The organism is Pseudoalteromonas sp. SG45-5 (assembly GCF_014164085.1).
Classification (GTDB): Bacteria; Pseudomonadota; Gammaproteobacteria; order Enterobacterales; family Alteromonadaceae; genus Pseudoalteromonas; species Pseudoalteromonas aliena.
Genome location: NZ_JACJEM010000002.1, coordinates 109,280 through 116,002 on the forward strand (window position 1 = coordinate 109,280; position 6,723 = coordinate 116,002).

A 6,723-nucleotide genomic window follows, 5' to 3' on the forward strand; every position below is an offset into this window, starting at 1 on the left:
AAGACAATGTTACTAAGGACATAACGACTATATGACGCACCCATTTATTGAAAGCTACGCTCCAGATGCGCACGTAAGCGCTGAGCCAAAAGCACTAAACTATGGCTTACCTAAAAAACGCGTAGGTATAATAGGTGGGGGCACAGCTGGCGCCACAATAGCCATTAGGCTTGCTGCGTTAGGGTTAGAGACTTATGTACTTGAAAAGAAAAAGTCGTTAATTGATGGCCCGCCAATGTGCCATTTGCATGCAGGTGGCAACTTATATCGTGAAATACCCGACGAAGACTGCATAGATTTACTCAAGCAATGTATAGATATTGCTCGCCTTTATCCTCACACCATCGATGTTCGCCCCACAGTATTTGCAGTCCCCAAGCGCGATGATGACGCATCGGAGGACTTATTTCCGCGTTTAGATAAATTAGTAAAAGCCTACAGCGAGCTTGTAGAGCAAGACAGCGCTAATAAAGTGTTAGGCGAGCCCGAGCATTATTATCAGTTATATAGTTATGAGCAAATGCTAAAGCTTGCTAAACAAAAACAAGTAGCCAAGCCCACGTCATTAGATGAGTGGATGATACCCGTGGCTAAGCATTTAGATTTAAATAAGCTAAAGTTTCCGCTAATTGTTGCCCAAGAATATGGCTGGAATATTTTTCGTTTATCGGCCAGTGCTCAACTGGCCCTTGCACAGTACAAACACGCTCATGTTTTAACAAGCACCAGTGTTAAAAACGTATCGCCAGTTATAAATACCAATAATGATAAGCAAACACTTAAATGGCGCATTGAATACCAATCAGAGCCAAGCCTTGATGAACAACCTGATACTTCAACCGATACACAAGCCGATTCACAAACCATTGAGGTAGATTACCTAATTAATGCGTGTGGTTTTCAAACCGGTATTATTGACGACCTGGTTGGGGTAGATGTAAAACGCATGGTCGAATTTAAAGCCTCTTACATTACTCATTGGCAAGGTGCTGGTGGGCAAATACCCGAAATAATTATTTATGGTAACCGAGGTACGCCAGAAGGTATGGCGCAGCTAACCCCTTACCCTAATGGTTATTTTCAAATACATGGCATGACCAACAACATTACATTGTTTAATGATGGCTTAGCTGATGCCACGCCAATGAGCGCACAACCTAAACTTCCCAATAAATACCTGCATTATATTAAAGATGGCTGGGACAAAGCAGCATTGCAAACACGTACCCAAACAGCAATTGATTATGTCGCCGAGTTTGTCCCTGCATTTAAAACTGCTAGCACACAAAATAATGCCTTGTTTGGCGGGCAACAAATCCCAGGGGATGACGACACTTTGCGCGTAGCCGATGTAAGCTTATATTCGCATATTAATTATGCACGGGCCGAAAATGTTAAAGCATCGTCAACGTTAATAGCGGCAGATCAGATAGTGGGTGAGTTTATAAAATTGGGAATAATAAGCAGTGATCCTGCTGTAAATCATCACCGCAGTACCCATCAATGGTCGTATCTTAAACATAATAGCGGCGAAAAAATTGGCGAAGTTGCACGCATATTGGCACACGAGCGTGGTTTTCCAATTGATATGGCGGAGCTAAATAACAGCTTGTAATAAGCTGATCTATAAGTAAACCTCATTTTAAATCTCTTCGGGTTTATTCCCCGCCGCTTGCGGCGTAGTATTGAGTCATGAGCGAATTTATACATAAAAGCCACAATGTGACAGTTTTGCTTTATCACTTAGTTTTCCCTGCAAAATATAGAAGAGCAGTTCTTGATGTGGGAGTTGATAGGGCAATCACAGAAATTTGTGTTGAAATAGAAAAACGTTACGAAATCAAATTTTTAGAAATTGGGACGGATGAAGATCATATTCATTTTTTAGTTCAGTCAGTACCAACCTACAGCATTACAAAGTTGGTAACGATGATTAAAAGTTTAACGGCAAGAGAGGTTTTTAAAAAGTGCCCTCATGTTAAAAAGCAGTTATGGGGTGGAGAGTTTTGGTCAGATGGTTATTTTGCAAGTACGGTAGGAAAACATGGTGACGAATCAATGATAAGAAAGTATGTGAAAAACCAAGGAAATAATTATGACCAACTCCATTCGGATCATCAGTTAGCTATGTTCTAACCAAATACCCCGCTCACGAAGTGAGTTCTGCGTTAGCAGAAGGGCTTGCCCCGGGGATGTTTATTTTGCTGCAAAACTCTTCTTAAAAAAATTATCAATAAACACATAAATAACACTTGTGTTATGACATAGTTTGTCACAGAATAGCGCTAACGTTATGACATAGTGTGTCATAATGCAGTGATTGCTTTAACCTAATTTAATTTTATGTTCGGTGAGCAAACCTATTTTTGTGAGGACAATATGAAACGTATATTTTTGTTTTTATTAACTAACCTAGCGGTTATGTTGGTATTAGGTGTAGTGCTTTCAATAATAATGAGTGCGCTGGGCTTAAGTCATCGTAGCCTTGGCGGAATTTTACTTATAGCCACCGTATTTGGTTTTGGTGGATCGTTTATTTCGTTATTTATGTCGAAATGGATCGCTAAAAAATCAACAGGCGCGCATGTAATTACGCAGCCTCGAAACGAAACCGAACATTGGCTTGTACAAACGGTATCTGCGCAAGCACAAAAAGCAGGTATTAAAATGCCAGAAGTGGCTATTTACGACAGCCCAGAAATGAACGCGTTTGCAACGGGCCCAAGTAAAAACAACTCATTAGTGGCAGTAAGCACAGGCTTAATGCACAACATGACCAAAAATCAAGCCGAAGCCGTACTTGCCCACGAAGTATCGCATATTGCTAACGGCGACATGGTAACGCTTACGCTAATACAAGGCGTGGTAAACACCTTTGTAATATTTGCCGCAAAAGTACTGGCTGGCATAGTAGATAACTTTATTAATAGCGATGAAGAAGAGGGTGGCAGTAGCTGGACATACTTCTTATTCGATATGTTATTCCAAGTATTATTTGGCGTGCTAGCAAGCATAGTAGTTGCAAGTTACAGCCGTAAGCGTGAGTTTGCAGCCGACAGCGGCGCAGCTAAATTAGTAGGTGCAGATAAAATGCGCTCAGCTCTTGAGCGATTAAAGCAAAACCATCCTTCGCAATTAGAAGGCTCAATGATGGCCTTTGGTATTGCAAGTGGCAAAGGTGTTGCTGAGTTGTTTTCGTCGCACCCACCGCTTGATGCACGAATAGACGCACTACGTAAATAAGGTAACTCTTATTTACAAACACAAAAGCCAGCGTAATAGCTGGCTTTTTAGTGTGTAGTAAGCTGGTTATTTACCAAAAATAATATCGGTAATGCCTTCTGGTGAGAGTATTTCTATCCAGTAGCCGTCAGGATCTTTTATAAATGCTAAGCCCTTCATTGAGCCATCGTCTGGCTTTTTCACAAATTCTACATCGTACTTTGCAAAGCGTTCACTGGCTGCGTATACATCGGGTACACTAATACCAATGTGACCAAAGCCTTTAGGTTCTTGGTTACCGCTGTGGTAGCCCTCAAAGCTGTCGTCGTTTTCTGTGCCCCAGTTATGAGTAAGCTCAATTAGCGCAGGGCGACCAAATACCCATTTAGCTTTGGTTTTATCATCACCTTCTGGCTGCTCTGGCTCGTAGCCTAAAAAGTACAATGTAAACTTCATTTCAGGAAAGTCATACTTACCTAACAGCTTCATACCTAATACATTTTGATAAAATTCGAGCGACGGCTTTGGATCCTTAATACGTAACATAGTTTGTTGCATAACAAAGCCTTGAGTAGCCTGTTCAACTTGTTCTGGAGATTCGTTATAGCTAGACATGGTGATCCTTACTGAGAATTAAAAAGAGAAAAAGATGATTGTAATTATTGAGTCATCATATCAACAGTAAGATAAATTAAAACCATCCTTATAAGTTTTGTAAAAATAAAAGGGCTCCAAATAAATTTATTGATTGACAATCATAGTTTAAAAGGATGATATGAATCCCCAACAAATGGGATGTGTATATATATACAGTGCTTGTTGTTTTGTCCAATATTACTGATCTCCACCATTTCGGTGCATTTGCGCACTGATTAAAAATAATTTTCAGTTAACTTATTGTTTACAGGTGTCTATTTGATGGTTAAGATAAATACATTGTAATATATGGACATTCGTCGGTTTATAAAACGACAAATGTCGTAGACAAAATTGTTAGTTTTATATCAACAAGGAAGTGTATGAAATATCTACTAGTTATAATCGCTACTATCTCATTCAATTTAGCTGCTAATGAAAATCAGGTGATTTCAGGGGAAACTAGGCATGTAGAGGGTGGCTCAGACCTAAAGCAAAACTTTGTTGATCAATTAATCCTAAAAAATTGTGATGTTAAATTAACAACTTTCGAAGCCGACTCTATCAATAAAGTAAAATTATCTTTTTCTGATCGTATATTTGTTGCTGACAATATTTCATTTACTTCTAGGGTCGATGGTACTTGTAGCGTTGTGTTATCAAACGGTTACGGCATAAAATAAAACTAACAAGTCACTCAAAAGGACAAATAACAGTTGGTTTTTGCTCCTTCGTCGCTTATTTTAACCAACTATCATTTGCCTCTTAGTGAGGCGTTGAGGCTGTAGAATTACTCTTTTTAGGAACGTATTCTACTATTTTAAATTGATTGTTTTTTAACCTTGAATCCATCCGTTCGCTGTGATCTAATAGATATTATTCACCCACGGTAAACTGTTATGGCTAACTATAAGCCTGACTTATCCTGTCAAAATAAATTCATTCCTATCAATTTCGCTGAGCAAATTTTGCCTGGTACCTTTGAATATGCCCTTTGTTATATCGTCGAAAATAAACTCGACTTGTCGGGCTTTGACGCGTGGTATAACAACGATAAAACGGGTGCCGCGGCGTATCCGCCATCGGTGATGCTAAAGATTATTTTATTGGGTTATGCACATGGATTAATTAGTAGCCGCCGAATAGCCAAGGCCTGTGAGAACAATATTCTGTTCATGAGTGTGTCAGGTGATATTCAGCCGCATTACACTTCTATAGCGGGTTTTGTGGCTAAAATGCATGAACAGATTGAGCCGCTTTTTACGCAAGTACTGATGATATGTGATGAGGAAGACTTGATAGGCCGCAACATGTTTGCCATTGATGGCTGTAAGTTAAAGTCGAATGCGAGTAAAGAATGGAGCGGCACATTCGATGAGCTAGGCCGTAAAAAAGCAAAATTAGAACGTGCGAGTAAACGTATTATTGAGCGTCACCAAGCGCAAGATGGGCTGGGCGAGGAGTTAATAACACAGGATTTAAAACAAAAAGAAAAGCTGGATAAAAGTGCAGATAAAATCACCGCGTTTTTAGCCACTCACAAAGAAAAAACAGGCAGTAAAGGCAAGCCAGTTAAAAGTAATATTACCGACCCCGATAGTGCGAAAATGACCACGTCAAAAGGGACAATCCAAGGCTACAACGGGATAGCGATAAATGACGATAAACATCAAATTATACTGCAAGCACAGGCGTGGGGCTCAGTGGGTGAGCAACAAACCCTGCAGCCAGCGGTTAAACAATTAAAGCAGCAGCTCGATAAACTGAACACCGACAAGCTCAAAGACGAGCACACGATTAAATTCACCGCAGACAGTGGGTTTAACAGCGAAGCAAACCTTGACTACATGGCGAAAAGTGGGTTCGATACCTACATTGCGGATAACCAATTTAGAAAACGAAATCCGCTGTTAAAATAAACTAGACACCCATCCTAATTTTTGCACTTTTCGAAGTTAGAGGCTAGCCTTTGTTTAGTGCAAAAAACAAGTAGGGTGTCTTATGGCAATCGCAAGAATAGTTAAAATAAACTAGACACCCATCCTAATTTTTGCACTTTTCGAAGTTAGAGGCTAGCCTTTGTTTAGTGCAAAAAACAAGTAGGGTGTCTTATGGCAATCGCAAGAAAGCGTCAAGTAAGTTTGGTTGATACAAAGTACTACCACTGTATATCACGATGTGTACGCCGTGCATTTTTATGTGGTGAAGACCATTTTACGGGTCAATCTTTTGAGCATCGACGAGGGTGGGTTGAAGATAAGTTACTCGCATTAGCCAAGGTGTTTTGTATTGATGTCTGTGCTTATGCTGTTATGAGTAACCACACCCATTTAGTCATGTATGTTGATGATAAAAAAGCGAATCGGCTGAATGACAAAGCGATTGTTATTCGCTGGCATAAACTCTGTAAAGGCACATTGTTAACGCAGAAATACGTACAAGGTGAAAAGCTAAGTAAAGCTGAACTTATCTTTTTTAATCAAACGGTAAAGGAATATCGAGAGCGTCTATCAAGTATTAGTTGGTTTATGCGGGTGTTAAATGAAGACATTGCGCGCAGGGCAAATAAAGAAGACAACTGCACTGGCCGTTTTTGGGAGGGACGATTTAGTTCACAAGCATTATTAGATGAAGCCGCATTGGCGGCCTGCATGGCGTATGTAGACTTAAATCCCATTAGAGCCAAAATGGCTAACACCCCAGAAGAATCTGACCATACCAGCGCTCAACTACGCTTAACATGCGCAAAAGAAGGCAAGCAACCGAAAAAATTGCTCCGCTTTGCAGGCATGCCACGTCAAATCATGCCAAAAGGGCTACCGTTTGAGCTTAAATCGTACCTTGAACTTGTTGAGTTAACAGGGC

7 protein-coding genes are annotated in these 6,723 nt (G+C 40.2%); 6 read left to right on the plus strand and 1 reads right to left on the minus strand.

Features of this window, described 5'->3' with window-relative positions; translation table 11 throughout:
* Window positions 1-31: 31 nt before the first annotated feature.
* The 3 genes from H5119_RS01020 (at window position 32) to htpX (ending at window position 3,243) form a co-directional block, all read left to right on the plus strand.
* A complete protein-coding gene (locus tag H5119_RS01020; protein ID WP_182700878.1) occupies window positions 32-1,615 on the plus strand; it encodes an FAD-dependent oxidoreductase in 1,584 nt (527 codons plus the stop codon).
* 77 nt (window positions 1,616-1,692) lie between these two features.
* Window positions 1,693-2,136 carry an IS200/IS605 family transposase gene (gene tnpA, locus H5119_RS01025; RefSeq protein WP_182700879.1) on the plus strand — a complete coding sequence of 148 codons (444 nt, stop codon included), beginning with the start codon at window positions 1,693-1,695 and terminating at the stop codon, window positions 2,134-2,136.
* 243 nt (window positions 2,137-2,379) lie between these two features.
* Window positions 2,380-3,243, plus strand: coding sequence for a protease HtpX (htpX, locus tag H5119_RS01030; RefSeq protein WP_182700880.1), 864 nt, complete (start codon window positions 2,380-2,382; stop codon window positions 3,241-3,243).
* 66 nt (window positions 3,244-3,309) lie between these two features.
* Here htpX and gloA read toward each other — a convergent pair whose 3' ends face one another.
* A complete protein-coding gene (gene gloA, locus H5119_RS01035) occupies window positions 3,310-3,837 on the minus strand; it encodes a lactoylglutathione lyase (protein WP_182700881.1) in 528 nt (175 codons plus the stop codon).
* A gap of 404 nt (window positions 3,838-4,241) precedes the next feature.
* Between gloA and H5119_RS01040 the strand changes: the two genes are divergently transcribed.
* The 3 genes from H5119_RS01040 to H5119_RS01050 form a co-directional block, all read left to right on the plus strand.
* Entirely contained in the window at window positions 4,242-4,541 is a 300-nt protein-coding gene (locus H5119_RS01040) for a hypothetical protein (protein ID WP_182700882.1), read from the plus strand.
* Between the two features lie 216 nt (window positions 4,542-4,757).
* Entirely contained in the window at window positions 4,758-5,777 is a 1,020-nt protein-coding gene (locus tag H5119_RS01045) for a transposase (protein WP_182700883.1), read from the plus strand.
* Between the two features lie 192 nt (window positions 5,778-5,969).
* A partial coding sequence (locus tag H5119_RS01050; RefSeq protein WP_182700884.1) for a transposase occupies window positions 5,970-6,723 on the plus strand: 754 nt, incomplete at its 3' end.

Excerpts from the sequence above, each read along its gene's own strand:
- tnpA (WP_182700879.1), top strand. The coding sequence starts at position 1,693 with ATGAGCGAATTTATACATAAAAGCCACAATGTGACAGTTTTGCTTTAT.
- htpX (WP_182700880.1), top strand. The coding sequence starts at position 2,380 with ATGAAACGTATATTTTTGTTTTTATTAACTAACCTAGCGGTTATGTTG.
- H5119_RS01045 (WP_182700883.1), top strand. The coding sequence starts at position 4,758 with ATGGCTAACTATAAGCCTGACTTATCCTGTCAAAATAAATTCATTCCT.
- H5119_RS01040 (WP_182700882.1), top strand. The coding sequence starts at position 4,242 with ATGAAATATCTACTAGTTATAATCGCTACTATCTCATTCAATTTAGCT.
- gloA (WP_182700881.1), bottom strand. The coding sequence starts at position 3,837 with ATGTCTAGCTATAACGAATCTCCAGAACAAGTTGAACAGGCTACTCAA.
- H5119_RS01020 (WP_182700878.1), top strand. The coding sequence starts at position 32 with ATGACGCACCCATTTATTGAAAGCTACGCTCCAGATGCGCACGTAAGC.